Origin of the sequence: Bariatricus sp. HCP28S3_F11 (assembly GCF_052065395.1) — a bacterium.
Classification (GTDB): Bacteria; Bacillota; Clostridia; order Lachnospirales; family Lachnospiraceae; genus Allocoprococcus.
The window spans coordinates 66899-90778 of the sequence record NZ_JBQHUC010000008.1 but is presented as its reverse complement, the minus strand read 5'-3'; the positions used below and the strand labels follow the sequence as shown (position 1 = coordinate 90778).

At 44.1% G+C, this 23880-nt stretch carries 30 protein-coding genes; 4 read left to right on the top strand and 26 right to left on the bottom strand.

Going from position 1 to position 23880, the window contains the following annotated elements; translation table 11 throughout:
• Positions 1-20: 20 nt before the first annotated feature.
• The 18 genes from coaD to ACTNBR_RS05925 form a co-directional block, all read right to left on the bottom strand.
• On the bottom strand, positions 21-497 hold the full coding sequence (gene coaD / locus ACTNBR_RS06010; protein ID WP_427806583.1) for a pantetheine-phosphate adenylyltransferase: 477 nt from the start codon (positions 495-497) through the stop codon (positions 21-23).
• A complete protein-coding gene (gene rsmD, locus ACTNBR_RS06005; RefSeq protein ID WP_427806582.1) occupies positions 491-1057 on the bottom strand; it encodes a 16S rRNA (guanine(966)-N(2))-methyltransferase RsmD in 567 nt (188 codons plus the stop codon). Before rsmD ends, coaD begins: the two co-directional genes overlap by 7 nt.
• Before the next feature lie 60 nt (positions 1058-1117).
• Positions 1118-2014 carry a mechanosensitive ion channel family protein gene (locus ACTNBR_RS06000; protein ID WP_427820524.1) on the bottom strand — a complete coding sequence of 299 codons (897 nt, stop codon included), beginning with the start codon at positions 2012-2014 and terminating at the stop codon, positions 1118-1120.
• Position 2015: 1 nt separating this feature from the next.
• Positions 2016-2876 (bottom strand): peptidoglycan editing factor PgeF, encoded by an 861-nt coding sequence (pgeF, locus tag ACTNBR_RS05995; RefSeq protein WP_441017070.1) that lies wholly within the window; start codon positions 2874-2876, stop codon positions 2016-2018.
• A 2-nt stretch (positions 2877-2878) separates the two neighbouring features.
• Entirely contained in the window at positions 2879-3265 is a 387-nt protein-coding gene (locus tag ACTNBR_RS05990) for a YraN family protein (RefSeq protein ID WP_427806579.1), read from the bottom strand.
• 77 nt (positions 3266-3342) lie between these two features.
• Positions 3343-4104 (bottom strand): ribonuclease HII, encoded by a 762-nt coding sequence (locus ACTNBR_RS05985; RefSeq protein ID WP_427820522.1) that lies wholly within the window; start codon positions 4102-4104, stop codon positions 3343-3345.
• Complete coding sequence (gene lepB, locus ACTNBR_RS05980; RefSeq protein ID WP_441017067.1) at positions 4097-4687, bottom strand: signal peptidase I; 591 nt, start codon at positions 4685-4687, stop codon at positions 4097-4099. Before lepB (ACTNBR_RS05980) ends, ACTNBR_RS05985 begins: the two co-directional genes overlap by 8 nt.
• Positions 4677-5537, bottom strand: a complete 861-nt coding sequence (gene ylqF / locus ACTNBR_RS05975; RefSeq protein WP_441017064.1) for a ribosome biogenesis GTPase YlqF — start codon at positions 5535-5537, stop codon at positions 4677-4679. Before ylqF ends, lepB (ACTNBR_RS05980) begins: the two co-directional genes overlap by 11 nt.
• Positions 5538-5556: 19 nt before the next feature.
• Complete coding sequence (lepB, locus tag ACTNBR_RS05970; RefSeq protein WP_427820520.1) at positions 5557-6135, bottom strand: signal peptidase I; 579 nt, start codon at positions 6133-6135, stop codon at positions 5557-5559.
• A 91-nt stretch (positions 6136-6226) separates the two neighbouring features.
• On the bottom strand, positions 6227-6574 hold the full coding sequence (rplS, locus tag ACTNBR_RS05965) for a 50S ribosomal protein L19 (RefSeq protein ID WP_427806574.1): 348 nt from the start codon (positions 6572-6574) through the stop codon (positions 6227-6229).
• A gap of 126 nt (positions 6575-6700) precedes the next feature.
• Positions 6701-7423, bottom strand: a complete 723-nt coding sequence (locus ACTNBR_RS05960; protein WP_427806616.1) for an SIR2 family NAD-dependent protein deacylase — start codon at positions 7421-7423, stop codon at positions 6701-6703.
• A gap of 85 nt (positions 7424-7508) precedes the next feature.
• Positions 7509-8267 (bottom strand): tRNA (guanosine(37)-N1)-methyltransferase TrmD, encoded by a 759-nt coding sequence (gene trmD / locus ACTNBR_RS05955; RefSeq protein WP_427806573.1) that lies wholly within the window; start codon positions 8265-8267, stop codon positions 7509-7511.
• A 16-nt stretch (positions 8268-8283) separates the two neighbouring features.
• Positions 8284-8799: a ribosome maturation factor RimM gene (rimM, locus tag ACTNBR_RS05950; RefSeq protein WP_427820519.1), complete on the bottom strand. Its 516-nt coding sequence runs from the start codon at positions 8797-8799 to the stop codon at positions 8284-8286.
• An 80-nt stretch (positions 8800-8879) separates the two neighbouring features.
• Positions 8880-9110, bottom strand: a complete 231-nt coding sequence (locus ACTNBR_RS05945) for a KH domain-containing protein (protein ID WP_427806571.1) — start codon at positions 9108-9110, stop codon at positions 8880-8882.
• Positions 9111-9133: 23 nt separating this feature from the next.
• On the bottom strand, positions 9134-9379 hold the full coding sequence (gene rpsP / locus ACTNBR_RS05940; protein ID WP_427806570.1) for a 30S ribosomal protein S16: 246 nt from the start codon (positions 9377-9379) through the stop codon (positions 9134-9136).
• Positions 9380-9454: 75 nt separating this feature from the next.
• Positions 9455-10816: a signal recognition particle protein gene (ffh, locus tag ACTNBR_RS05935; RefSeq protein WP_427806569.1), complete on the bottom strand. Its 1362-nt coding sequence runs from the start codon at positions 10814-10816 to the stop codon at positions 9455-9457.
• A gap of 1 nt (position 10817) precedes the next feature.
• Positions 10818-11162: a YlxM family DNA-binding protein gene (ylxM, locus tag ACTNBR_RS05930; RefSeq protein ID WP_427806568.1), complete on the bottom strand. Its 345-nt coding sequence runs from the start codon at positions 11160-11162 to the stop codon at positions 10818-10820.
• Positions 11163-11237: 75 nt separating this feature from the next.
• A complete protein-coding gene (locus ACTNBR_RS05925; protein WP_441017061.1) occupies positions 11238-12149 on the bottom strand; it encodes a S8 family peptidase in 912 nt (303 codons plus the stop codon).
• Positions 12150-12285: 136 nt separating this feature from the next.
• Between ACTNBR_RS05925 and ACTNBR_RS05920 the strand changes: the two genes are divergently transcribed.
• Complete coding sequence (locus tag ACTNBR_RS05920) at positions 12286-12531, top strand: chorion class high-cysteine HCB protein 13 (RefSeq protein ID WP_427806566.1); 246 nt, start codon at positions 12286-12288, stop codon at positions 12529-12531.
• A gap of 56 nt (positions 12532-12587) precedes the next feature.
• Here ACTNBR_RS05920 and ACTNBR_RS05915 read toward each other — a convergent pair whose 3' ends face one another.
• Entirely contained in the window at positions 12588-12740 is a 153-nt protein-coding gene (locus ACTNBR_RS05915; protein WP_441028486.1) for a hypothetical protein, read from the bottom strand.
• A 212-nt stretch (positions 12741-12952) separates the two neighbouring features.
• Between ACTNBR_RS05915 and ACTNBR_RS05910 the strand changes: the two genes are divergently transcribed.
• On the top strand, positions 12953-13519 hold the full coding sequence (locus tag ACTNBR_RS05910; protein WP_427806618.1) for a hypothetical protein: 567 nt from the start codon (positions 12953-12955) through the stop codon (positions 13517-13519).
• A complete protein-coding gene (locus tag ACTNBR_RS05905; protein WP_427806564.1) occupies positions 13401-13670 on the top strand; it encodes a hypothetical protein in 270 nt (89 codons plus the stop codon). Before ACTNBR_RS05910 ends, ACTNBR_RS05905 begins: the two co-directional genes overlap by 119 nt.
• 36 nt (positions 13671-13706) lie before the next feature.
• On the opposite strand, the gene ACTNBR_RS05900 is transcribed toward ACTNBR_RS05905, so the two are convergent.
• The 7 genes from ACTNBR_RS05900 to ACTNBR_RS05870 all read right to left on the bottom strand — a co-directional run bounded on the left by ACTNBR_RS05900 (position 13707) and on the right by ACTNBR_RS05870 (position 21898).
• A complete protein-coding gene (locus ACTNBR_RS05900) occupies positions 13707-14177 on the bottom strand; it encodes an acyl-CoA thioesterase (RefSeq protein ID WP_427820515.1) in 471 nt (156 codons plus the stop codon).
• On the bottom strand, positions 14167-15057 hold the full coding sequence (locus ACTNBR_RS05895; RefSeq protein ID WP_441017055.1) for a patatin-like phospholipase family protein: 891 nt from the start codon (positions 15055-15057) through the stop codon (positions 14167-14169). Before ACTNBR_RS05895 ends, ACTNBR_RS05900 begins: the two co-directional genes overlap by 11 nt.
• A gap of 44 nt (positions 15058-15101) precedes the next feature.
• Entirely contained in the window at positions 15102-16946 is a 1845-nt protein-coding gene (locus ACTNBR_RS05890) for a bifunctional metallophosphatase/5'-nucleotidase (RefSeq protein ID WP_441017052.1), read from the bottom strand.
• An 83-nt stretch (positions 16947-17029) separates the two neighbouring features.
• Entirely contained in the window at positions 17030-18664 is a 1635-nt protein-coding gene (locus tag ACTNBR_RS05885; protein WP_441017049.1) for a SpoIIE family protein phosphatase, read from the bottom strand.
• Positions 18661-19275: a hypothetical protein gene (locus ACTNBR_RS05880; RefSeq protein WP_427806557.1), complete on the bottom strand. Its 615-nt coding sequence runs from the start codon at positions 19273-19275 to the stop codon at positions 18661-18663. The genes ACTNBR_RS05885 and ACTNBR_RS05880 overlap by 4 nt, the downstream gene beginning before the upstream one ends.
• Positions 19276-19278: 3 nt before the next feature.
• Positions 19279-20133: a class I SAM-dependent methyltransferase gene (locus tag ACTNBR_RS05875; protein ID WP_427806556.1), complete on the bottom strand. Its 855-nt coding sequence runs from the start codon at positions 20131-20133 to the stop codon at positions 19279-19281.
• Between the two features lie 16 nt (positions 20134-20149).
• Positions 20150-21898 (bottom strand): MATE family efflux transporter, encoded by a 1749-nt coding sequence (locus ACTNBR_RS05870; protein ID WP_441017046.1) that lies wholly within the window; start codon positions 21896-21898, stop codon positions 20150-20152.
• Positions 21899-22104: 206 nt separating this feature from the next.
• Here ACTNBR_RS05870 and ACTNBR_RS05865 point away from each other — a divergent pair, with 206 nt between their 5' ends.
• The gene (locus ACTNBR_RS05865; RefSeq protein WP_441017043.1) at positions 22105-23739 is read left to right on the top strand and encodes an ABC-F family ATP-binding cassette domain-containing protein; all 1635 of its coding nucleotides are present in this window, start codon (positions 22105-22107) and stop codon (positions 23737-23739) included.
• Positions 23740-23880: the final 141 nt, after the last annotated feature.

The window sequence follows — 23880 nt, the reverse complement described above, 5'->3', positions numbered from 1 at the left end:
CTCCTTCTTGCCGTTTGGATTTACGGCATTTTATCTTTCATTCTGTCAGCTACAGCTTCCGGCACAAATTGAGAAATATCTCCGCCAAAGGCTGCCACTTCTTTTACAGTTGTTGAGCTCAGATATGAATAATCCAGGCTGGTGGTGAGAAATAATGTCTCTATATCTGACTGCAGCTTCTGGTTCGTCTGAGCCATCTGCAGTTCGTATTCAAAGTCTGTGATCGCACGAAGTCCTCGAATGACAACTTTCGCATCCAACTCCTTTGCGAAATCGACAAGCAGTCCTTCAAAAGGAATAATTCTGACGTTCGGCAGATTACAAGTTACTTCTTCTAACATTTTAACACGTTCTTCTACAGAAAACAACGGCATTTTTGCTTTATTCCGCAGCACACCGATAATCAGTTCGTCCACAATATTACAGGCTCTTGTCATGATATCGAGGTGCCCGAAGGTAACCGGATCAAAACTACCGGGATAGATTGCTCTTAACATTGGTCTTCTCCTTTGCGCTGCACAAAAACATGTGCATTTGTTTTGTATTCTTTTCGTTTAATCAAAGAGAAACCAAGCCCCTCGAGATAGGAAAAATCCGTTTCAAGAGATGCTTCTACGATAATCAGTGCGTCGTAAGCAAGCAGTGAAGAATCAGCCAGATATTCGAGCATCTGCTTTTCCAACAGATGATTGTACGGCGGATCCATAAATACATAGTCAAATCTTTTCTTTCCTTCCAATTTTCGAAGTGCTCCTAGCGCATCACTTATAATCACTTCAGCCTGACCGGAAAGCTTCGTCCGTTCCAGGTTTTCCCTGATACACGCTGCCGCACGGGGGTTCTTCTCTACAAATACCGCTTTTTCTGCACCTCGGCTCAGAGCTTCGATACCGATTGCACCGCTGCCTGCAAAAAGATCAAGAAAGGTGCAGTCGCAAAGCCCATGTGAAATCATATTGAAAAGAGTCTCCTTGATCCGGTCCGTAGTCGGACGGGTATCCATCCCTTCAATCGTCTTCAGTTGTATACGCCGTGCTTTCCCTGCTATCACTCTCATCGTATCTTCTCCCTGTTAAATTTCCCGTTTATTATAATCTCTCACACAAAAGCTGTCAAACTATTTATCCATATGTACTTTTAATTGTGCAAACGGAATTTCAATACCGTTCTCATCCAGGGTCAGTTTGATCGTTTCCAGCAGTCGCCATCGCGTCGGCCAGTATTTTTCCGTCTTCACGAATGCACGCACTCCTAATACGACAGAACTCTCTCCCAGATCATGTACGAATACAATGTGTTCCCTTTCTTTATCAACATCTTCGTCCTTATCCAGAATGTCGTAAAGGAGCGCTTTCGCTTTACGCAAGTCAGAATCATAGGAAATGTCTACCCGTAGATCCAGTTTGAGATATTCTTTGTCGGAAAAATTGGTCAGACTGGTATTTGCAAGTGTACCGTTCGGAATGACGATCGTTTTATTGTCCACCGTTGAAAGCTTTGTATAAAAAATCTGTATTTCCTTCACCGTTCCTTCGTTGCCGTGACTGTCCTCCATAATATAATCCCCGACTACGAACGGTTTCAAAAGGAGAATCAGCATTCCGCCTGCAAGATTGGAGAGACTTCCCTGCAGTGCAAGGCTGACTGCCATACCACCGGAGGCAATAATAGCTGCTGTGGATGTGGATTCGATGCCCAGTTCATTAGCCAGATACAGAACCAGAAGAATATGGAGCCCGAATTTCAACAGGGAATCCACGAACTGGCATGCACCGGTATCAATATTACCGCGTTTCATGGAGCCACGGACGATCTTCCTTACCCAGCCAATCAGGCGATGCCCGATATAAAAGAAGACAAGGACCAGAAGCACACGGATCGCGAATGAAAGGACTTCCGGTCCTTTTGTCTCAAGTATTTTGTTAAATGTACTGATTTTTTCAACCGCTTCTTCTGCGTTAACTGTAAGATCCGTCGATTCGGCAAGAAATAAAACAGGATTACGTAACTGCATGCTATTGCTCCTCCTTTAATGCAAGAAATGCTGCCAGATTTCCTCGTTTTCCATTCGATGCACGGTGTGAAAACAGAAGATCCGGATTACAGCAGGTACAGAGATTCGTCACGGCCAGATGCTCCGGTAAAATGCCGGCCTGAAGAAGCACAATCTCATTTGCTTTCCATAGATTCAGCTGATATTTTCCGTTCTCCTTTCGATCATATAGATCATTCCAGTCTGCTTCATCAAATGCGTTCTGAAATTTCTGAATGACATCTTCACTTACTTCATAGCAATCCTGACAGATGGAAGGCCCGACTGCCGCAAGAATATCTTCCGGCCTGCAATCGAATTTGCTTCGCATGATATCTACGGTTACCTGACCCATCCTCGCGGCAGTTCCCCTCCACCCAGAATGACTGGATGCGATGACACGTTTGACCGGATCAACAAAAAGAAGCGGAACACAGTCTGCATAGAACGTTACAAGGCAGATGCCGGGGATATTGGTCACAAGGCCATCCACATTATCATAATCCCGCTCTCTCGTCACTCCTTTTCCGGCATCTGCTTCCGTCACAATCCGGACATTGGTAGTATGTGTCTGGCGTGAACAAACCATACGGGCAGGATCAACGCCAATTGCCTTTCCGATTCTGCGATAGTTTTCACGCACATTCTCCTCCGCGTCACCACGGGTATAGCTGAGATTCATTGTCGCGTAGATTCCTTTGCTCACACCACCAAGACGTGTAGAAATCCCGTGATTCACGATGTTCGTATTTTCAAAAAGCGGATACTGAAGAAAAGGAACCTGTTCGATTTCTTTTTCTTCAAATACCTTTCTGTTATCTTTATAATGTAATCCTATTTTCATTCTTACACTCCTGTAAAATCAAATGCATTTTTTACCCAAGTTATTTCCTGATCCGTAATTCCGATCACGTCAAATCTGCAGAATCGTTCTGTCTGATTCGTCTTTGTAAGATAATACAGTGCCGTTTTGGAAATCCGGCGCTGCTTTTCTGGATGCACCGCTTCAAGCGGAATCGCAGATTGGGAACCACTTCGGTATTTCACTTCACAGAATATCAAATCACATCCGTTTTCTGCGATGATATCAATCTCGCCGTTTCTGCAGCGAAAATTATACTGAAGGATCCGATAACCCTGCTTTTTCAGAAAATCTCCTGCAAGGAGTTCATAATCAGCTCCTGTTCTTCGTCTGTTTGAATGATGATCTCTGTGTTCCTTTTGTTTGTTCATATCGCATCAGATCTGGTTTCCCGCAAGTACAACCTGTGTGTTCAGATAGCTGATCACGCCGCTCTCTTTCTAGCGGATCAGTCAAAAAAATTTTTAATGAATGTCTGTCGGTGGATCGGTGTCGGACCGAGACGTTTCAACACTTCGATATGTGCGGCGGATCCGTATCCTTTGTGATCCTTAAAACCATATTCCGGAAACACTTCATCGTATTGGATCATGAGCCGGTCCCTTGTGACCTTCGCAATGACGCTTGCTGCGGCTATGGAAAGGCTTTTTGCGTCCCCCTTGATGATCGGCACCTGTCTGATAGAAACTTCAGGTATGGTAACGGCGTCATTGAGCAGGACATCCGGTACGCAGTTCAGATTGTCGATTGCCTTACGCATTGCTTCATAAGTTGCCTGAAGAATATTGATCTCATCGATTCTTGCCGGGCTTGCCATACCGACACCGACCGAAATCGCTTTCTCCATGATCTCATCGTAAAGACATTCTCTTCTCTTAGCAGAGAGCTGTTTGGAATCGTTCAGATATAGGATGCGGCAATCTTTCGGAAGAATCACCGCACCGGCAACGACCGGACCTGCCAGTGGTCCTCTTCCGGCTTCGTCGATACCGCATACTATGCCGTAGCTGCTGTATTCCTTCTCATAACAGCACATCGCCTCCAGGCGATCCTGTTCTTTTTTACATTTCTCATCCTGTTTCCTGTATTTCGCAATCAGGCGAATGACTCCGGCGCGGTCATCATCAGCATAACGCAAATAAAGCGCATTTCGGTCCCCCGTAGTCTGTTTGAATTCTTCTTCAATTTCTCTGATGCTTTTTTTATCCATGATTTACCACTCCGATTTTGTTGAACGGATAGATCCGAACCCATGCACGCCCTATGAGCTGGTCTCGCTTTAAGACACCGACGCTTGGTTCCCGGCTGTCGCTGCTGTGATTTCTGTTATCTCCCAATACAAAATACTCATCTTCACCCAACGTAATCGGCTCCGCCGCAATTCCGGCATTTACCATCGGCTCGGCTCCGAAATGTTCGTCCAGCTGTTCACCGTTGATATATACGGCTCCGTCCTTCACCTGGACAGTTTCGCCCGGGAGCCCGATGATGCGTTTGATATAATATGTATTTTCCGCGTGCTGGTATGGGAATACGATTACTTCATACCGCTGCGGATCACGGAATCGGAAGGACAGCTTGTCTACGATCAGATTATCTCCATTGCTTAACGCCGGTTCCATGGAATGTCCGTCAACTTTGGTGCGCTGACCGACAAATGTAATAATCAGATATGTGATTGCGATGACAAATAAAAAATAAAGGATCCAGCTGCCCAGTTCTTTCCAGAAACCGGAAGTTTTTTTAACAGTATCCGCTGCGTTAACGAGTTCCTGCTCTGTATTATGATTCATGTTCATACTCCTTTACAAATTCAAGCGTAAGCGGTCCGATCTTACCATTCCTGAAATCATCCAGAAGCATGGAAGCTGCTTTTTTCGTGTCAAGTTCATTCCCGCGAACCAGACAATGACGGCTTTCTGCAATTTGTTCCAGCATCTGATAATTATCTTCCACTTCATCTACCGCATATTTTTCAGCTAATCTTCCGGGATATTCTTTCTTCATGAATCCGCAAAGTTCAGCTGCCAGTTCTTCAATATTCATGATTTCATCTTTAATGGAGCCGATTAAAGCCAGTCGGAGACCTACTGTCTGGTCTTCAAATTTCGGCCAGAGGATTCCCGGTGTGTCGAGAAGCTCGACATTTTTGTTCAAGCGTATCCACTGTTTTCCCTTTGTGACTCCCGGTTTGTTTCCGGTTTTGGCGCAGGCCTTTCCGGCAAGAGAATTAATAAATGTAGATTTTCCGACGTTCGGAATTCCGGCAACCATAGCTCTAACCGGACGGTTTAAAATTCCTCGTTTCCGGTCCCGCTCGATCTTTTCACGGCACGCTTCCTGAATCACATTCTGAATGCTTTTCATTCCGCCGCCTTTTCTCGAATTTACTTTTACAACTGAATATCCTTTTCCTTTAAAATATGCTACCCATTCATCTGTGCATCTGTCATCTGCAAGATCACTTTTATTTAGAAGGATCAGTCTGGCACGGCCTCGTCCCAGTTCGTCAATATCCGGATTCCGGCTGCTCATGGGGATTCTTGCATCCACAAGTTCGATTACCAGATCGATCAATTTGATATTCTCCTGCATCATCCTTCTTGCCTTTGTCATATGTCCAGGATACCATTGAAAATTCATACTTCATCCTCACTTCTTTCTATTCTATCCATCCAAAACGCTTCCCGGGGGTTATGATAAACCATGCCTTTCCCTCGATTTCAGAACGTTTCACATTACCGATTTCAGGCATTCTGCTGTCTGTACTGCTCTCGCGGTTGTCTCCCAGTACGAAGAATTCATCTCCTGCAAGAGTGATTTCTTCAGACGCAAGCCCGGCATCGACAATTGCACTGGTTTCATATTCCTCTTCCAGCTCTTTCCCATTAACGAATATCTTTCCTTCTTCGATTTTCACCGTCTCACCGGGAAGTGCAATGATTCGCTTAATGTATGAATGAAGCATTTCATTTCCGTTCGGTTTGAATACGATCACATCTCCTCTTTTGGGTGTACTTGCGTCGTAGAGAATGCGATTTACCAGAACGATATCCCCGTTCTTAATGATCGGACTCATGGAATCCCCGATGTTGCTGACTCGCTGTCCGAAATACCACACAAATACAAACGCCATAAAACATACGATGATGATCTGCAGAAGCCATTTCAAAGCTCCCGGAACCCATTCAAAACTGGCCCGCCTTTTCGTCTCTTTCCCGAATTGCAAATCTCTGTGCATAGTTCTCCCCTTTTGTAAATATCAGAAATCCTATTCTATAGTGTGAAAAAGGGACAAGTACCCATTTGTATTTGTCCCTCTAAAGCATTTACTATTTTACTAACTCTTTTACTTTTGCTCTCTTACCTACACGATCTCTTAAGTAGTTCAGTTTTGCACGTCTTACTTTACCTTTACGAACAACTTCTACTTTTTCTACGTTTGGTGAGTGCAGCGGCCATGTCTTCTCAACACCGATTCCGTTAGAATTCTTTCTTACTGTAAATGTTTCTCTTGCTCCGCCGCCCTGTCTTTTTAAAACAGTTCCTTCAAAAACCTGAATTCTTTCACGGTTTCCTTCTTTGATTTTACCGTATACTTTTACAGTATCACCAACTCTGAATTCCGGAGCATCTGCTTTTAACTGTGCTGCTTCAATGTTTTTAATAATTTCGTTCATGTGTGACCTCCTTCATATTTTGACGTTCATAAATACGTAATTCGTACCAGAGGACCATCTCTTTCTTCTCACAACATGCTACATTTTACCACAACACAGCAAAGGATGCAAGGGTTTTTTGTGAAATCATAGTGCATTCAACACATTTTTCGGGTCATCACAAATAACCAGGTCTGCGTATCTGTCTTTCAGATGTGGTTCCTTATGAACGACGATAAGTCGGCTTCCGTCAAAGTATTTTACATAATTATGAAATACTTCAGAATCCAGTGTAGTTCCAAGAATCAGAAGAACATCTGCCTTTTCAAGCTCTGTAGCTGTTCTGGCAATCAATTGTCCGTCCAGCATATCTCCGAAAAGCGATACCATGGGCCGGATCACGGATCCACAGCTCTCACATCGAGGAACTTTGACAGTATTTTTTATATAATCGACCGAATAACTTCTTCCGCAGTGCGGGCATTTGTTATCGTAAATATTTCCGTGCAGATTGACGACATTTCTGCATCCTGCACGCCCTGACAGGTTGTAAATATTGCTCGTTACAATACAGTCGATCATTCCGGCTCTTTCAAGTTCTGCCAGTTTTCTCGGAGAATCTCCCGGCTCAATATCCAGGAGCACTTCATTCCTGTAAAATTCAAAAAATTTATCAGGTCTTGTGCTGTAATACCCATCAGAAAAAATGTATTCCGGTGACACACCATATCGGGTTTCGATATCATAAGCTCTCTCCGGTTTTTTGAGCATCATGTACCCTTCCTCTTCCAGAATACCGGAACCACAGAGTGCTACCGTGTATTTACTTTCTTTTAATGCACGTTTCAGACTCTCTATTTTCTGTTCCATCATATAGAGTCCCCCTTTCCAGACACAAAGAATTATACCTGAAAATATTATACCATATGACACTGTTTACAGCCAAGTAGATTATTTATTCGTTTATTTTCTTTTTATCACGTATTTCTCTGGCAATTTTCCACTCATCTTCTGTTAAGAGTGCATGTTTCAGAAGATCCGGTCTCCATTTGGCAGTCCGGATTACGGATTGTTCTCTGCGCCATTTTTCTACGTTTGCATGATGACCGGAAAGGAGGATCGGAGGTACCTGCTTGTCGTGCCATACTTCCGGTCTGGAATACTGCGGATATTCCAGGAGATGATCCTGAAAGCTTTCAAATTCTGCTGACACATCATTGTGAAGGACTCCCGGAATCAGTCTGGATATGGCATCCACCATCATCATAGCGGGGAGCTCGCCTCCGGTCAGAACATAATCGCCTGCCGATACATAATCTGTTACGATCTCTTCCAGAACTCGTTCATCAATTCCTTCATAATGGCCACAGAGAAGGATCAGTTCTTCCTCTTTGGAAAATTCTTCTGCCATGGACTGGTTGAACGGTCTGCCCTGGGGTGATAGATAGACAACGCGCGGTTTCTTGTCATCGGAAGCCCCGATTTCACCGCAGATTGCCTTATAAGTCTGAAAAACCGGTTCTGCCTGCATCAACATTCCCGCACCGCCACCGTAAGGATAATCATCGACACTGTTGTGTTTGTTAAACGCATAATCCCGGATATTCCAGGCTTCAATCTGGAGAATTCCTTTCTCGGCTGCACGTCCGATGATGCTCGTATTCAGACCATTTAATACCATATCCGGAAATAAAGTCATAATGTGAAATCTCATACGTTTTTCTCCTGTCCTATGAAATCAATCCGTCCATCAGATGAATCGTCATTTTATTTTCTTCGGTATTCACATCCAGAATGCAGTCTTTAATCGCAGGGATCAGCACTTCTCCGTGTTCTTTGGTATCGATCACATACACATCATTGGCGCCCGTCTCCAGGATATCTGTGAGCGTTCCGAATAATTCTCCCCCATCTGTATATACATCCATTTCCAGAATATCAGCCATAAAGTATTCGTCATCTTCCAGTTCTACAGCGTCTTCTCTTGACACCAGAAGGGGCATCTTTCGATATTTTTCTATATCATTTATATTATCGATTCCTTTAAATTTAAGGATTACGAATTGTTTGAAATATTTTACACCTTCGATTGCGAGTTTCCGGTATTCTTTACCGGTATCCAGAACGACTTCTTTCAAGTCTTCAAAGCGTGACGGATCGTCGGTTGTCGGAAACACCTTTACTTCTCCGCGTATACCATGGGTCGAGGTGATGACGCCTACTTGTAAATATTCATTTTGCTGCATCGTTTTCTCCCTTGCTTTCATGTTGATTACGAAAAGAAAACGCAGATAAAACCTTACCTGCGTTCATTTTCTTACGGTTATTATTGCATAATTTCAACTACAACTTTTTTGTCTTCTTTTGCCGCAGCTGCTTTAACAACGGAACGGATTGCTTTTGCAATACGGCCTTGCTTACCGATTACCTTGCCCATATCATTGTCGGATACATGCACTTCGATAACGGTTGTCTTGCCTTCCTGTTTCTCGGTAACTACAACGCCTTCCGGATTGTCCACAAGTGCTTTCGTAATTACTTCTACTAAATTTTTCATCACTCGCACCTCCGCGAAGCAGCCTATTTCTCAATACCTGCTGCTTTAAAAATCTTTCCAACTACTTCTGTAGGCTGAGCACCGTTGTTTAACCATTTCTTAGCTGCTTCTTCATCTACCTTGAATACGCTCGGATCCTGATTCGGATCATAAGTTCCGATTTCTTCGATGAACTTTCCGTCTCTTGGAGATCTTGCATCAGCTACAACGATTCTATAGAAAGGAGCCTTCTTCTGTCCCATTCTTTTTAATCTGATTTTTACTGCCATTTTATGTCACCTCCTGAATTATTTTCTAATATTGTGTATATAAACGCACAAGGCGTATATATCTTCTGATAACGGCTAGAACGGCATTCTGAATTTGCCTCGTTTTCCGCCTTTTCCTCCCATCATTCCCGGGAACTGTTTCATCATTTTGCGCATCTGGTCAAACTGCTTGACTGTGCGATTTACTTCGGCAATGTCCACACCTGCTCCGGCTGCAATTCTTCGCTTTCTGGAAGGATTCAAAAGATCCGGGTTGCTTCTCTCCGCAGGAGTCATAGAGTAAATGATTGCCTCCACACGGGCCATTTTACGCTCCGCTTCGTCGGAATCGATATCCGGCATCTTTCCTTTGCCGCCCATCGCTCCCAGTCCCGGAAGCATGCTCATTACATTTCCGAAACCGCCCATCTTACGCATCTGTTTCATACTTTCCAGATAATCATCAAAATCGAACTGTGCCTTCTTGAGCTTCTCGGTCATCTTCTTGGCCTGGTCTTCATCGATTTCCTGACCTGCCTTTTCAATCAGGCTTAGCACATCGCCCATACCGAGTATACGTGATGCCATTCGATCCGGGTAAAACTGTTCCAGATCTGAAAGTTTCTCACCCATGCCGACATAGAGAATCGGACATCCGGTCACGGCTTTAATAGAAAGCGCCGCACCGCCACGGGTATCACCGTCGAGCTTCGTAACGATCACACCGTCGATCCCGATCTGTTTATTGAACTGATCCGCTACATTGACGGCATCCTGACCGGTCATCGCATCCACAACCAGAATACTCTGATGCACTTCCACGGTTTTCTTGATCTCCTGAAGCTCCGCCATCATATCTTCGTCTACATGAAGACGTCCGGCTGTATCCAGAATGATCAGATTGTTGCCGTTCTTCGCTGCATGTTCCAACGCAGCCTTGGCAATGTTCGCAGGTTTCTGATTCTCGCCCATGGAAAAAACTTCCACGCCTTGCTTTTCCCCGTTGATCTGTAGCTGCTTGATCGCAGCAGGACGATAAACATCGCATGCGACCAGAAGTGGTTTCTTGCCCTTGAGTTTGAACTTACCGGCGAGCTTTGCCGCCGTTGTCGTCTTACCAGCACCCTGAAGACCTGCCATCATAATGACTGTCTTCGCGCTGCCCGGCTGGAGCTTGATCTCGGTTGTCTCGGATCCCATCAGATTTACCAGTTCTTCATTTACGATCTTGATCACCATCTGCCCCGGGTTCAGGCCATTCATCACGTCCTGTCCTACTGCACGTTCCTGAACATCTTTCACGAATTTCTTTACCACTTTGAAATTCACATCCGCCTCAAGGAGCGCCATCTTCACTTCTCTGAGTGCGGTCTTGACATCGTCTTCCGTAAGACGACCTTTGCTTCTCAGGTTCTTGAATACATTTTGAAGTTTTTCAGTTAAGCTGTCAAATGCCATATCATAACTCCTCTATAATCTCGCCTGAGAGCTTTCTGACTTTCTGTATCAGTTCAGCCTCATTCTGATCCTCGTAATCTTCCAGTAATAAATTGATCTCATGAACTTTCTGTTTGATAAACATGAACTTCTCCACAAGATGCAGCTTTTCTTCATAACCTTCCAGTGTCTTGTTACAACGCTTGATCATATCATGCACACCCTGGCGGCTGATCCCTGCATCCTTCGCAATCTCACTTAGCGAATAATCTTCCAGAACAACCTGTTCATAGATCTCCTTTTGGTGATCCGTCAGAAGTTCACCGTAAAAATCATATAATAATGTTTGCTTCAGAATTTCATCCATCACTTATCACCTCGGATATCATATAATATTTCCGTTTTGGTGTCAAGTGTTTTTTCTTGACAATCTAAAATTTTTTTACGTAAGTAATTTGGTTATATTGATCTGCCCGTGTCCTTGTCTGTTTTCCGGAAGTCCCAGATCATCACAGCTGTCCCAAAGACGCAATTTCACTTCAGTGTTCTTCATGTCCGGATATTTTTCCAGAAGAAGCGCAACACTTCCGGAAACAACCGGAGTTGCCATGGAAGTACCGCTTTTTTTGAGATAAGGCATTCGACTGTACACCGGATAGCGGTAATTGCAGGAATAGATCCCGTTTCCGGGTGCTGTGATATCCGGTTTTTTGACACATTCTTCGGTTGGTCCACAGCCGGAATAAAGGAGAGCCTGCTGAGGAACTTCATTAGAAAATGACTGTCCCAGGCAAGAACCAACCGTAATTACTTTGCGGCTGATTCCGGGAAGGGTGATGCTGCAGGTGTCCGGCCCCAGATTTCCGGCTGCGGTGACAACAACCAATCCTGCGTCCCATAACCGATCTACCCAGGACACTAGTTCTGCTTCATCTGCATTTCCCGGATGCGGTGCTGTTCCGATGGAAATGTTGACGATCCTTATTCGATACCGGTTTCGTTCTTTTAAGATATATTGGATACCTCCAATCACATGAGCGATTCTTCCGTCTCCTTTACTGTTCAACACTTTCACTGCCATGATTCCGGATTCCGGCGCGATTCCCGATATGGTCTTACGGCTGCTCCGCCCATCTCCGGACAGGATTCCGGATACATGTGTGCCGTGTCCATTATCATCGTACGGCTTTTCTCTATTATGAACCATATCTTTCCAGGCAATCATATGATCCTTCAGGTCAGGATGAGGTGCAATACCGGTATCCAGGATTGCGATATTGATCCCTTTCCCGGTCAGGTTTCCTGAAATTGTATCCTGACACCAGTAATGTACATTTCTTTTCAGGTTATACATACATCGATTTCCTCGAGTCATTCTTTCTTTAATATAGAATATTCAAACACGTCAAAAAATGTTTGTTTTCTTCGAAACACTGGCAAGCCTTGATACATATGATAAAGTGTAAAGAAACCTGTTGGAGGGTATAAACATGAGTGACTTAAGTGCAACAAACTGCGGCTGTGGCTGCGAAAATTCAGCTTCTACGTTCGGATGTAACAGAGGTGGAATCTCTTCCTGCCTTCTGATCATCATTCTTCTCTTCTGCTGCGGCGGATGCGGATTCGGAAGCGGACGTTCAGATGACTGCGGAAACAACAGTTGTCTTTGGATCATCTTGATTCTTCTTTTCTGCTGTAACGGAAACAACAACTGGGACTGTGGCTGCGGATGCTAGACTAAGATAAAACTATAAGGGATGCCTTAATATGGCATCCCTTATATTACGTGTACTCATTTTGTTAAGTTTCTTACATTCTTTTGCTTTTTTGGATTTTCTTCTCTTTTTTGTTGTTCTTTTTCTCGTCTCTTTCTTTCCTTTTGCCTCAAACACTCTTCATCTATTTCATAAATGGAATTGCCATCAATCATGATTTTGGAATACATATTATTCTGTCCTTTCTTTCTTTAGTATCAGTATATGCTGAATTACTATAATGCTCTTTTCACAAGAAATACTTCTATTTTATTGTAACTATACATAATCTCTCTCCATATATTCGTAAAATCGCCGACGAATCGGCTTATCTTTTTTTAAGAGGTTCTGAAAAGCTACTTTTTATCATATATATTGATAACGTTGTATCCGGGGAGTGAATATGGAAAAAAAGCCGCCTCTTAAAATGACACCATTTGACTTGATGGTCACAACAGAGTTGCTGCAGACCATGAAGCTTATGATTCCCTATCTTCCGCCGGATTTACAGCGTATGGCTGGTATTTATGCCAAACTCAGTGAACTACAGAATGCCATTTACTATTTCCAACCTCCTTATTATGATAGCCGCAGAAGGCGGCTGCGGCAAAAAAAGCTGGATATCCATACTCTTATGGATGATCTAAGACCTTATCTGACCAAGGAGGCCTGTGAAATGTTTGATAATATGGAACAGGCAGTGGAAATGATGCAGATGATGCAGTCTGTAAATATGGAAGAAATGATGCAGTCTTCCGGAATGTCAGACATGGCAGATATGATGGGAATGATGAATGCGTTCCAGGCAGAAAGGAAGGATTCAAATGGACGAATGGATGAACGATCCTGCAATGAAGAAACTCGATCCGGTGAAACTGGAACTGATCAAAGCTGCAGTGATGCAGACTCAGGGAAAAAGCGGGAAAGCGCTGGTTCCGGTGATGATGACACTCATAACAGGAGCGAATAAAAAGGGCATCCGGTTCACGCAGGAGGAAATCGCATTGATACTTGATCTCCTAAAAGAAGGAAAGTCACAGGAGGAGAGAATGCAGATCGACCGGATGGTTCAGATGATTCAGATGATGCAGAAAAACGGGGGGCCTCCGGAAAGGCACTAAAAAAAGGTCCAGTGGACCTTTTTTTATGCATGACAATTAAAACCCTTCCTGACGCCGAAAGATCCGCATCTCTCTGCGTTTTTTCGCGCTCTCCCATTCCATTTGCTCAGACGGACTCTCAATGAGCAAACCCGGGACCTCGGTTGGCTGATCATTTTTATCCAGAGCAACGATCGTGAGGTATGCACGGTTGATCGGATGTCTTGTTCCGTCAATGTCTTCTCTATAAGTATCTACACGTACTTCCATGGATGTCCGTCCTGCAAATGTTATTTTACCAATAAGAACCAGTACGTCGTTCTGATACGCACTCATGATAAAATTCAGATTATCCACAGAAGCTGTGGTTACCCCGGTATGAGAATGACGCTTTGCAACAAGGCAGGCAACCTCGTCAATCCACTGCATCAGGACACCACCGAACAGCCTCCCTACAGAATTCAGATGCTGTGGGCGCACAATATGGATCGTTTCTACGATAGAATCTGAGATTTTCTTATTCGTCATCTTTCCGATCCCCGTCTTCCATTACTTCTCCCAGGTATTCCAGCATATCAGGAAGCATTTCTCTCATCAACGTATAACCATGTTCATAGAAAGCAGCCAGTTTATCCTGATCCTTTTCAAGACGTGATACCGGCTTCATCTGAGGCCGAAGGACAAAAATATCTCCTTTTTCTTCCAGTTTATCAATATATTCCATCGTCTGGTTATAGCGTTTGGCTCTGAGGATGCAGGTCTGTACCACTTCCGGATATTTGCTGTACATCTTTTTGTAGACACGTGCGAGGCCCTTAGATACCGGCTTTTTACGATATCCTTTCGGCCGTGTCAAGATCAGAACATTCTTCTTTATCCCCTGTTTCTGCATATGGAGGATCGGTACAGAGTCCGCAAGACCTCCGTCTAAATATGGAACTCCGTCCAGTGTGACAATCGGACAAACAAGTGGCATACTGCTGCTGGCCCGGCATAATTTCATCAGTCTTTCACGATCACTTTCTTCGGTCCTGTATTCTGCTTTTCCTGTAACACAATTTGTTATTACGATCTCACATTTTATATCGGATTCGAAAAAAGTATCGAAATCAAACGGTATCAGTTCATTCGGAAATTTATTGAAGATCATATCCATATCCAGGACACTCCTCTCCTTTACGAATCCCTTCAGTCCATAGTAAAAATTGTAATCTTTTCCCTGGTGGATCATACAGTCCCTCGTTCGTCCGATCTGTTTTGACACATAATCGACCGCATTGCAGGAACCCGCAGAGACACCAACCACATTCGAAAAATATAGATCCTGTTCCATCAGGTAATCCAGTGCTCCGGATGTAAATACTCCTCTCGTCGCGCCGCCTTCTAATACTAATCCTGCCTGAATCAAGAAATCGCCCCTTTCAAATTATACTAAATTCATTTGATCAAGGACTATGATACCATACTTTTTTTCTTTCGAAAAGCCACAATCGTCATTGCTGAAAGAAGAAGCATCGCGCCGAATACTCCCGCGTGATTCTCATCACCTGTTTTAGGGCTGGCAGCGGAATCCTGGGTATCCGTCTTTTCCTTTTCGGACGGATTTGCAGAAGGATTCTTTGCCTTGCATACGGTACAGATACCGTCTTTATATGTATGAGACGTCTTCAAAATCGGTTCTCCGCTTTCGATTAACTCGCCACAATTCTTACAGTACACATCTCCGGTATATCCTTCTTCTGTGCAGCTTGCATCTTTTTGATCCCGTATTTCAGTATCGGTATGCTGACATTTCTCTGCCGGAATCATAGCCTGATTAGAAAGAGTCTTGGCAATGGCTTCTTCATCCTGCTCAAAGAAGGATACCAGTGCCTCGTCACATGCACGGAACTGACCGGTTTCTTCGGCAGTTGCCAATGAGTCATAATAATTGGATGCGGAGGCATAATTATTCGTTGCAACCGTATAAAGCTTTTCAAGATCCAGCGGTTCACCCTGAACTTTGGCACTTACGACTCTGCTGCCTGCCGGTTGTGACAGATCATACTCCACGGTTACACCGCCAAACTGAAGATAACTCCCGCTGGATGACGGCCATGCACTGTCATCTCCTCTTTCGTATGCCTCAATACACTGAACCTGGATGTCAAGTGAAGTCTCAAACACGTCAAGAAGCTGCGCACCTGTGAGCTTCTTTGTTACAATATAGTTTCCATAAGGGCTGACACCGATGATATCCCCATAAGTTACATCACCGGCTTTTATGGAAGCTCGGATACCGCCTGCATTTTCAAAAGCTACATCGGCTCCGGTCTCCAGCAGATAAGCATCTGCCACGACTCTTCCCAGATTCGTTTCTCCGATTCTCAGATTGTACCAGTCTCCGTCCAGATTGATATGTTCATGTCCGCAAAGCCAGATATCCACTCCGTCCACCTGGCCTGCAAGTTCCTCCGGACCCAGTGTGTGGGTCAGCCCGATGACAATATCACATCCGAGATCTTCCTTCAGATGTCTTGCGCTTTCTTTCGCATATGCGACCTGATCTGTAAAGGTAAGACCTTCTACATTGGATGGAGTCGTAGAAGTGTAAAGCTGCGGATCTATGGTACCAAAAACCCCATACTTTACGCTTGGTCCATCCGATAAATCAGACTCATATACCGCATATTCATCTTCGAAAAATGATTCGCCGCTGTCTGTTACGACATTGCCGCAAAGCATTTCAATGTCAGCCATTTCCGCCAGCTCTTTCAACCTGTCTTTTCCGTAGCTCCAATCATGATTGCCCGCTGTCATCAGATCGTATCCCAGTGCTTTTGTAATTTTCGCTATGGATTCGCCTTTTGACAGCGTTGCGATCGGCTGTCCGTGAAAAAGATCTCCCGAATCGATCACGGTGCTCATTGCGGCATCTGAAGTCCAGCTGTCAATAATCGTCTTAAGGCGTTCTACACCGATTCCTTCACTTGAGTCGGTCACTCGTGCATGAATGTCATTCGTGTGTACAATCTTGATGATGATGTTATCATCCGGATCCGGAGTGATCGTTCCGGGATGATCGGTACCCGGATCTTCTTTCCCCGGATCCACAGGATCTTCCTCTATGAGTTCATTTACACTTACCCGGTTCCACAGAACATCATAGTCATTATTAAATAATATCAGGCAATATACATAGAAATAATCGCTGTAAACGACACCGTCCGCATAATAGACTTTGGTATCCGATAACTTTTTGGATGCTGTCAAAGACCAGGTGTCCGATGTCTTTTCCCAACCAAAATCGTCACACATAGTAGTGCCAGTAGTCTCTTTTTCATCGTTTCCTCCTTATTCTCAGGCCGAATATAACTGTTTATGACCATTCTGAACCATTTTTATTGACTGTTTCCTGCCGGTCCCCGATAATACAGGCCAAGCATTGTGATATCGTCAAACTGAGGTGCATCTCCGACAAACGAATCAATATCTGCTTTCACAGCAGGAAGCTGCTCTTCTGGTATTGCATGAGGATTTATGTTCAGTGCGGCCAGCATCCGTTCTGTTCCGTAAAGCTCCTGATTCGCATTGGTCGCTTCGACCACACCATCCGTATATACATACAGGCCGTCGCCCTGTTTAAGCTGAAGCTCATACTCACGGTATCTGGCACCTTCCATTCCGGCCAGAACAAAACCATGTTTATCTTTCACGAGTTCATAACATCCTCCGGCATGGCGGATTGCCGGATATTCATGGCCTGCATTTGCACAGACAATCTTTCCTGTGGAAATCTGCAGAATTCCAATCCATACTGTAACGAACATTTCTGCATCATTATTTTCACAGAGCTGGTTGTTCACCTTTTCCAGAATTTCTTTTGGTGAAGCGCCGGTCTGTGCACTATTCTTCAGCAAAGTCTTGGCAATGACCATGAAAAGTGCTGCCGGAACTCCTTTGCCGGACACATCAGCAATGACAAGAGCAAGATGGTCCTCATCCACAAGGAAGAAATCATAAAAATCTCCCCCGACTTCTTTTGCCGGCTGCATCGTGGCATAGACATCAAATTCAGGGCGATCCGGGAACGCAGGGAAAATGCATGGAAGCATGCTCGCCTGAATCTGGGTAGCCACACTCAGTTCTGCACCGATCCGTTCCTTTTCAGCTGTAACTTTGGCAAGATTATCGATATAGATTTCCAGTTCTTCAAGCATATAATTGAATGAGTGACCGAGATCTTCGATTTCATCCCCGGTCTTCATTTCAAAATGTTGCCTGTTAAACTCTCCGGATTCTATGATCTTTTTGGTAAATAGAGCGAGTTTACTTACCGGCTTTGTAATACTGTTGCGTACAAATACGACGTAAAGCATGATTACAACAACGATATTCAGAAAAGCGATCAGCAGCATCTTATAAAGGAAAGAATTCAGTTCCCCACGTACCTTCTGCATATCAAGGATATATTGGATCTCCGCAATCGCATTTCCATTCTCATCCAGAACCGGAGAAACGGAAGTATAGTTGTATCCATAAGAGTTATCTGTTATGACCGGTGTGTCTGTTCCCTTATTCTCTGAATAGAGATCCCAGATCAGTTCATATTTCTCCAGGTCCTTTTCATCCTGAGCTGCATCCGTATACAGAATATCGGAACCATATGGAATCTGATTTGCCGGATCATCTCCCATTTCTTCCACCATTGCATCTATGTAAAATGTCACGCTGTCCTCATCCGGAACCACCAGAGACAAATAAGTAATCTCACCGTCTTCCTTTAACTGATTGAAAAGCGCTTCCGTTTCTCTATATGCTTCTGTCTCATCGCCGTTTTCACCGATTATATCCCGGACATCATCCACTGAAAGCATCGTAGCAATACTTTCACTTCCTACCGTCACCTGTTTCGCATACATTTCTTCTAATGATTTTTTTGACGTTTCATAGCTGAAAAAAGAGATCGTTACAGTTAAGACGGCTCCCATTGCCCCAAGGGATAGTATAAATTTAGGCAACAGCTTCATTTTCATAGTGCATCCTCCTTTGTGAGTGGTTTATAGTATACCGCCGCGTCGCATTTGCATCGTCCTGCGCAATACGGGCAGATTAAATCCGGAAGATCATACCAGACTTTATGCGCATCGCTGAGATAACAGAAATCCAGTTTTTCAAGTGATGCGCGAAGCGGGACTCTTTTCCCGATCTTCCAGCATACAATAAATGCAGTATCTGCCATGAGCTCTGCAAGATTTTTGAGGCTGAACTCCAATAAAGAAACAGAGAGTCCTTTCCCGCGGAAAGCATCCGCGACACCAATTGACTGAATGTTTCCGATTACCCCTTCCTTATTTGAACAAACTGCTGCGATTTGATCCTCCGGCAGTCTGGCACGTGTCGATAATTCCTTTATGACAGTGGTAAAAAAATAAATATATCCCGCCGCTTTCCCGTCTGACGTAAGAAGAAGATAAAAAAAATGATTTTTACGTTGAATTGCAGAAGCAAGTTCTTTCCTTGGATATAGGTTTACACCCACGCACCGGTCACAGAGCGTGACAGCCATATCCAAATCTTCTTCCTGTAGCTCTTTTAAATAGAATCGTTCTTTTTCCGGTCCCTTTCCGACTAAAATATTTTCCATCTACTACCTCCTGGTACAAGATACGATCAGAAGTCCCATGGAAATCTTTGCATTTTTCTGACAAACAGATTGTTTTAAAGTCTCATAATGAAGATCCATCCATGTTTTCCATTCTTTATATTGGGGATTCTCCGGGTTCTGCTCGCATAAAATATCCAGATCCTGCGGGAGATAGGAAAAAAAGGTTTCAAAAATATCCTGTTTTTTAGCAAGTTCTTCCGGTTTACAGGAGATTGCTTCCTGTTCTATAATTATATCTTGGTACCCGCTTGATGCAAGCAGCTTTGGAAGATCATATCCACAGGTTCTGTTTCCGGCCAGCGGATCACTGGATAGAATTTCCAGAAACGTTCCCAACAGATCCTCTTCATCCGGAACAAGCCTGGATGTGCGATCACTTGGTTCGACAATGACCACCCTCCCATCCTCGGCAAGAAATTGCTGAAGGATAACAAGTAGCTTTTGGGGATTGGCAAGATGCATCAGTACGAAAGAAAGATAGATCACATCAAATGCCTCAATCTTTCTGGTTTTCATTACATCAGTGAGGATCTGTGCAAAATCACGTTCTTCCACATCGCACCGGCAAAAAGTAAAATGATCATTCCCATGAAGGCAAACTGCCCTTGCAGCCAGATCTTCGAGATATTCAAGTCCGATTACCTGTACACCGGGAAAATCCGAAAACAGGTTTACTGTTTTGTGACCATCATTGCAGCCGATATCCAGAATCCGGACATCGGATTTACCGGAAAGAATCCGTCGCAAAACCGGAAGCTCATACTCTCTGAGCAGTCTGTTCTGTACGGTTAGTCTGTGCAGTTCCTGGTCATCCTGAAATACAAAATTACAATTCACAATTCCATTCTCCAAATCATATTATTAAGTATAAATAGTTAAAAATAAGTTTTCGCTGATAATAATAGTATTTTGCTTTTTTTGTGATCAGTTTTAATACACCATTATCAATCTCATCCCCGCTGGAATCAAAGGGGTTATATGTATGGACATTATCCCGTATACGAATGATATATTCGTCTTCGTTCTCCAGCAGCTTAATGGCAACATAACGTTTTTCACCTTTTTCCCTGAGTCCGAACTTAATGATGTTGAGTAGAAGTTCTTCGGCAATAAAATGAATAAAAAACGATTGTTTCGGGCTGATTTCCCATTCCTCACAAACGGAATCCAGATCTGAAGAAATGTGTTCCACACTCTCGGCATGGATTGGATAATTATTTTCAAAGACATGTCCCACTACATGATATTTTTCGGTTATATAAGGATAAGAACTTTGATATTTATGTACGATTGCAACAAAAAGCGTGCCGATTCCTTCCACCAACACATAAGTAAGAGCAAGTCCTTTGATCTGCCATCTGGCAATCAACAGACTTCCAAAAATCAGCATCAGAAGAAAATTGCGCAATGTGGACATGGCACCTGCCAGCTTCGCCCGTCCGATTGCCTGCCAGAAGGCCGTTGCTACCATATTGATCCCTGTGAAAATAATGCTGAATGCAAATATCCGGATTGCCGATTCTGCATATGGCACCGCCGCCAGATCCAGGCCGAAAAAGCCGGCCAAATTTTTCGCAAACAGGATACAGATTATTCCGAAAATTCCTCCCGCGATCACAGCTGCTTTCATACCCTGACGCAGGATCGCAATCATGCTTTCGCTGTCCCGCTCGCCTGCAAAAATAGAGGTCACGACTGCCAGCGCATTACCGGCCCCGTCAAATACTGCGAACGGTGCCATGCTGATGGTATAGATCACTCCGAATACCGCTACCTGCAAAACGCCTTGTTCCTTGCCATATAATAATAGAAGCATATTAAAAACAAGCATGACAAGTCCCTGGAAAATATATGCCGACCCCACACCAAATCCGTTAACAACAAAATTGCGGAGTTCCTTCATTCTCGGAGTAACAAGTCCCAACCGGAGCAAGGACTGCTTTTTCAAGAAATGGGACATCAGTACGATAAGACCAAGTCCTTCTGCAATACATAAAGAAGAAGATGCTCCTATAATTCCCCGGTTCAGCACCTTCATAAACAGAATATCCAAGGTCAGATTCGTCAAGATCACGACTGCGGAAGCTGATGCTGCAAGTTTCGGGTCACCGTCTGTCCGCACGGAAACAGAAAGAATATGATACATGATAAAAACCGGTGCAGAACAAAATACCACAATCAAATATTGTTCGGCGAGAGAATACAACTCTCCTCCTGCCCCCAAAAACCCCAACAGCTCCTTTCGAAGGAGAACTGCAGGAATCAGACAGCAGATACTGATGCCAAGCCCAATTGCAAGTACAGAATGAAAAGCCCGGTTTGCTTTTTCAACATTGGAGGAACCAAGCAGGCGCCCTATGTATACGTTGGCACCCACTCCAAGTGTCAGCCCAAACAATGCGTATGCCAGAAAGACCGGAGTAGAAAGATTTGTCACGGCGAGCCCCTGGCTTCCGACCAGATTTCCGACCAGAAGTGCATCAACGAAGGTCGATATCGTCATTCCAAGTGAAGAGCAGATCCCCCATAAAAGGAAATTCCAGTATGCACTTTTCGCAAATTTCAGATCTACCATTTCTTTGGAGTATGTCATAATATTCATTTCCTCCGAACGTTTACTTTTTCTATAATCTTATCATATTGGTTTAGAAATGGAAACGTTTTTTTGCAACAAAAGAAAGTCATTTTCCTCTTTCACGGTATATGAACAATCTGCATGAATTAACTTGCGTTATTCATCAAGGCATGTTACGATTATGCGTGGACTACCTAAAATCAGATATTTTTATATGAAGGAGATTAAACTTTATGATAAGCACAAGTAATGTAACGCTCCGTGTCGGGAAAAAGGCATTGTTTGAAGATGTAAATATTAAATTTACGGAAGGAAACTGCTATGGCCTGATTGGAGCGAACGGAGCCGGAAAGTCAACCTTTTTGAAAATTCTTTCCGGACAGCTTGAACCGACTTCCGGGGAAGTAATCATTTCACCGGGGGATCGTCTGTCATTCCTGCAGCAGGACCACTTTAAATATGACCAGTATCCGGTTCTGGACACAGTCATTATGGGAAATGCGCGCCTTTATGAGATCATGAAGGAAAAGGAAGTCATCTATGCAAAAGAAGATTTTACCGATGAAGACGGAATCAAAGCAAGCGAGCTGGAGGCCGAATTTGCCACGCTGAACGGGTGGGAGGCAGAATCCGATGCAGCTACACTTCTGAATGGACTTGGTATTGAGACAGAGCTTCATTATACTTTGATGAAGGATTTGACCGGTGCACAGAAGGTCAAAGTACTTCTTGCGCAAGCCCTGTTCGGATCACCGGATATTCTGCTTCTGGACGAGCCGACCAACCATTTGGACCTGGATGCGATCGCATGGCTGGAAGAATTCCTGATCAACTTTGATAATACTGTGATTGTTGTATCCCACGACCGTTATTTCCTGAATAAAGTCTGTACACAGATTGCAGACATTGATTATGGAAAGATTCAGCTTTATGCCGGAAACTATGATTTCTGGTATGAATCCAGTCAGCTTTTGATTCGTCAGATGAAAGAAGCGAACAAGAAAAAGGAAGAAAAAATCAAAGAATTACAGGAATTCATTTCCCGATTCAGCGCCAACGCTTCCAAATCCCGTCAGGCGACTTCCAGAAAGCGCGCGTTGGAGAAGATTCAGCTTGAAGAGATCCGCCCTTCCAGCCGCAAATATCCTTATATCGATTTCAAGCCAAATCGTGAGATCGGAAATGAAGTGCTTACAGTCGACGGAATTTCCAAGACAATTGACGGTGTGAAAATTCTGGACAATATTTCTTTCACACTCAATCATGACGATAAAGTCGCATTTGTCGGTGGAAATGAATTTGCTAAAACGGTACTCTTCCAGATCCTGATCGGAGAAATGGAACCGGATGAGGGAACCTATAAATGGGGTGTTACCACTTCGCAGGCGTATTTCCCGAAAGACAGCGGGAAAGAATTCGACAACGATGACACTATCGTGGAATGGCTGACACAGTATTCCGAAGTCAAGGATGTGACCTATGTACGCGGCTTCCTCGGAAGAATGCTTTTTGCCGGTGAAGACGGTGTCAAGAAAGTTAAAGTGCTCTCCGGAGGCGAGAAAGTGCGCTGTCTGCTCTCGAAAATGATGATTTCCGGTGCGAATGTCCTGATTCTGGACGAGCCGACTGACCACCTGGATATGGAAGCAATTACCGCACTCAACAACGGAATGGAAAAATTCCCGGGAGTACTGCTCTTCGCTTCCCGTGACCACCAGATCGTTGAGACTACCGCAAACCGTATTATGGAAATTATGCCGGGAGGTAAGATGATCGATAAGATCACGACTTATGATGAATACCTTGCAAGCGATGAGATGGCGAGAAAACGTCAGACTTATACGGCTTCGGGGGATGATGAAGATTAGAGGGGATTTGGACTAAGGGACGCCCCGCCCACCTGTCCCGTCTATACCTGGACACGCTTTCGCTCGGGAAAAAACGCAGCGGTACTATGATGCCAGGACGCCGCATTTTGTGCGGCTTCTGCCATCAAGTGCCGGCGTTTT

What these genes read in the sequence shown, in the direction of transcription:
- ACTNBR_RS05885 (WP_441017049.1), bottom strand. Translation starts at nt 18,664, where the DNA reads ATGAAAATGAAGCTGTTGCCTAAATTTATACTATCCCTTGGGGCAATG.
- ACTNBR_RS05890 (WP_441017052.1), bottom strand. Translation starts at nt 16,946, where the DNA reads ATGTGTGACGATTTTGGTTGGGAAAAGACATCGGACACCTGGTCTTTG.
- ACTNBR_RS05990 (WP_427806579.1), bottom strand. Translation starts at nt 3,265, where the DNA reads ATGAACAAACAAAAGGAACACAGAGATCATCATTCAAACAGACGAAGA.
- ACTNBR_RS05915 (WP_441028486.1), bottom strand. Translation starts at nt 12,740, where the DNA reads ATGTATTCCAAAATCATGATTGATGGCAATTCCATTTATGAAATAGAT.
- ACTNBR_RS05960 (WP_427806616.1), bottom strand. Translation starts at nt 7,423, where the DNA reads ATGGAACAGAAAATAGAGAGTCTGAAACGTGCATTAAAAGAAAGTAAA.
- ylxM (WP_427806568.1), bottom strand. Translation starts at nt 11,162, where the DNA reads ATGGATGAAATTCTGAAGCAAACATTATTATATGATTTTTACGGTGAA.
- lepB (WP_441017067.1), bottom strand. Translation starts at nt 4,687, where the DNA reads ATGAATCATAATACAGAGCAGGAACTCGTTAACGCAGCGGATACTGTT.
- rplS (WP_427806574.1), bottom strand. Translation starts at nt 6,574, where the DNA reads ATGAACGAAATTATTAAAAACATTGAAGCAGCACAGTTAAAAGCAGAT.
- ACTNBR_RS05920 (WP_427806566.1), top strand. Translation starts at nt 12,286, where the DNA reads ATGAGTGACTTAAGTGCAACAAACTGCGGCTGTGGCTGCGAAAATTCA.
- ACTNBR_RS05910 (WP_427806618.1), top strand. Translation starts at nt 12,953, where the DNA reads ATGGAAAAAAAGCCGCCTCTTAAAATGACACCATTTGACTTGATGGTC.
- ACTNBR_RS05880 (WP_427806557.1), bottom strand. Translation starts at nt 19,275, where the DNA reads ATGGAAAATATTTTAGTCGGAAAGGGACCGGAAAAAGAACGATTCTAT.
- ACTNBR_RS05865 (WP_441017043.1), top strand. Translation starts at nt 22,105, where the DNA reads ATGATAAGCACAAGTAATGTAACGCTCCGTGTCGGGAAAAAGGCATTG.
- ACTNBR_RS05925 (WP_441017061.1), bottom strand. Translation starts at nt 12,149, where the DNA reads ATGTATAACCTGAAAAGAAATGTACATTACTGGTGTCAGGATACAATT.
- rsmD (WP_427806582.1), bottom strand. Translation starts at nt 1,057, where the DNA reads ATGAGAGTGATAGCAGGGAAAGCACGGCGTATACAACTGAAGACGATT.
- lepB (WP_427820520.1), bottom strand. Translation starts at nt 6,135, where the DNA reads ATGCACAGAGATTTGCAATTCGGGAAAGAGACGAAAAGGCGGGCCAGT.
- ACTNBR_RS05945 (WP_427806571.1), bottom strand. Translation starts at nt 9,110, where the DNA reads ATGAAAAATTTAGTAGAAGTAATTACGAAAGCACTTGTGGACAATCCG.
- rpsP (WP_427806570.1), bottom strand. Translation starts at nt 9,379, where the DNA reads ATGGCAGTAAAAATCAGATTAAAAAGAATGGGACAGAAGAAGGCTCCT.
- ACTNBR_RS05905 (WP_427806564.1), top strand. Translation starts at nt 13,401, where the DNA reads ATGAAGAAACTCGATCCGGTGAAACTGGAACTGATCAAAGCTGCAGTG.
- ACTNBR_RS05900 (WP_427820515.1), bottom strand. Translation starts at nt 14,177, where the DNA reads ATGACGAATAAGAAAATCTCAGATTCTATCGTAGAAACGATCCATATT.
- rimM (WP_427820519.1), bottom strand. Translation starts at nt 8,799, where the DNA reads ATGCAGCAAAATGAATATTTACAAGTAGGCGTCATCACCTCGACCCAT.
- ffh (WP_427806569.1), bottom strand. Translation starts at nt 10,816, where the DNA reads ATGGCATTTGACAGCTTAACTGAAAAACTTCAAAATGTATTCAAGAAC.
- ACTNBR_RS06000 (WP_427820524.1), bottom strand. Translation starts at nt 2,014, where the DNA reads ATGCAGTTACGTAATCCTGTTTTATTTCTTGCCGAATCGACGGATCTT.
- coaD (WP_427806583.1), bottom strand. Translation starts at nt 497, where the DNA reads ATGTTAAGAGCAATCTATCCCGGTAGTTTTGATCCGGTTACCTTCGGG.
- ACTNBR_RS05985 (WP_427820522.1), bottom strand. Translation starts at nt 4,104, where the DNA reads ATGGATAAAAAAAGCATCAGAGAAATTGAAGAAGAATTCAAACAGACT.
- ACTNBR_RS05870 (WP_441017046.1), bottom strand. Translation starts at nt 21,898, where the DNA reads ATGAATATTATGACATACTCCAAAGAAATGGTAGATCTGAAATTTGCG.
- pgeF (WP_441017070.1), bottom strand. Translation starts at nt 2,876, where the DNA reads ATGAAAATAGGATTACATTATAAAGATAACAGAAAGGTATTTGAAGAA.
- ylqF (WP_441017064.1), bottom strand. Translation starts at nt 5,537, where the DNA reads ATGAATTTTCAATGGTATCCTGGACATATGACAAAGGCAAGAAGGATG.
- trmD (WP_427806573.1), bottom strand. Translation starts at nt 8,267, where the DNA reads ATGAGATTTCACATTATGACTTTATTTCCGGATATGGTATTAAATGGT.